General features: G+C 76.8%; 1 protein-coding gene. It reads left to right on the top strand.

Annotated features, from left to right (window positions below):
* A partial coding sequence (locus tag SSOG_RS13305; RefSeq protein WP_063631563.1) for an ACT domain-containing protein occupies window positions 1-1,399 on the top strand: 1,399 nt, incomplete at its 5' end.
* Between the last annotated feature and the right edge of the window lie 245 nt (window positions 1,400-1,644).

Below are 1,644 nucleotides of genomic sequence, written 5' to 3'. Positions count from 1 at the left end.
GCTCTCGCTGCACGCCGTACGGCGGCTGGCCGCCGCCGCGCGCCCGCTGCCGGTGCCGTGGCCGCCCGAGGCCCGGGAGGAACTCGTCACCCTGCTGGGAGCGGGCGAGTCCACCGTCGGGGTCTGGGAGGCGCTGGAGGCCGAGGGCCTGATCACCCGGCTGCTGCCGGACTGGGAGCGGGTGCGCTGCCGTCCGCAGCGCAACCCCGTGCACCGCTGGACCGTCGACCGCCATCTCGTCGAGACCGCGGTCCGCGCCAGCGCGCTCAGCCGCCGCGTCGGCCGCCCCGACCTGCTGCTGGTCGCCGCGCTGCTGCACGACATCGGCAAGGGCTGGCCCGGCGACCACTCGGTGGTGGGGGAGACGATCGTCCGGGACGTGGCCACCCGGATCGGCTTCGACCGCGCCGATGTGTCCGTCCTCGCCACCCTCGTACGCCACCATCTGCTGCTCGTCGAGACCGCCACCCGCCGCGACCTGGACGACCCGGCCACCGTGCGCTCGGTCGCCGAGGCGGTCCACAGCCCCGCCACCCTGGAGCTGCTGCACGCCCTCACCGAGGCCGACGCCCTGGCCACCGGGCCCGCGGCGTGGAGCGCCTGGCGCGGCGCGCTCGTCACCGACCTGGTCAAGCGGGTCGCCGCCGTCCTCGCGGGGGAGCCCGCGCCGGACCCGGACAGCCCGCAGCAGATCACCGCGGAACAGGAACGGCTCGCGATCGAGGCGTGCCGCACCGGCGGCCCGGTACTGGCCCTGCACGCCCGGTCGGAGGCGCTGCCGTCCGCTGACGCGGCGACGGAACCGGAACCGATCGGCGTCGAGCTGCTGATCGCCGTCCCCGACCAGCCCGGAGTGCTGTCCGCGGCCGCCGGGGTGCTGGCCCTGCACCGGCTCACGGTCCGCGCGGCCGATCTGCGCGCCGTGGAGCTGCCGTCGGAGCTGGACGGCGCGGACAAGCCCGAAGACGTCCTGCTGCTGAGCTGGCGCGTGGCCGCCGAATACGGATCGCTGCCGCAGGCCGCGCGGCTACGGAACGATCTGCTCCGGGCGCTGGACGGCTCGCTCGACATCGTCGCCCGGCTCGCCGAGCGCGAGGCCGCCTACCGCAAGTACCCGCGCCGCCGCGGCGTCCACGCCCCGCCGCCGCGGGTCACGATCGCGCCCGGCAGCTCCCAGCTCGCCACCGTGATCGAGGTCCGCGCCCAGGACATCCCCGGCCTCCTCCACCGCATCGGCCGAGCCCTGGAGGCCGCCGGCCTCACGGTCCGCAGCGCCCACGTCAGCACGCTGGGCGCGAACGCGGTAGATGCGTTCTACGTCACGGACCCCACCGGAGCCCCCCTCGCCCCGATGCGCGCGGCGGAAGTGGCCCGCGAGGTGGAGCAGGCACTGCGCTAGGGTCCCACCGGCCACCCGGCCCGGCGCCCCGGCCCGAGACGACCGTCCGGCCCCGGCCGAACCGAAGCCCGTCCGGCGATGTCCCACCCCAGCGCCTCCGGCGTTTGAGGAGCGGTGTCCGGGGCGGAGGCGTCCCGTCCCGGCCCGTTCCCCGGTGCAGCGTCCGGGGGCGGAGATGCCCCACCCCCAGCCTCTCCGGCGTTTGAGGAGCGGGGTCCAGGGGCGGAGCCCCGGCGGGGGTGTGG

It is taken from the genome of Streptomyces himastatinicus ATCC 53653, from assembly GCF_000158915.1.
Classification (GTDB): domain Bacteria; phylum Actinomycetota; class Actinomycetes; order Streptomycetales; family Streptomycetaceae; genus Streptomyces; species Streptomyces himastatinicus.
The sequence above is the reverse complement of the archived record's forward strand: the minus strand, read 5'-3'. Positions and strand labels throughout refer to the sequence as shown.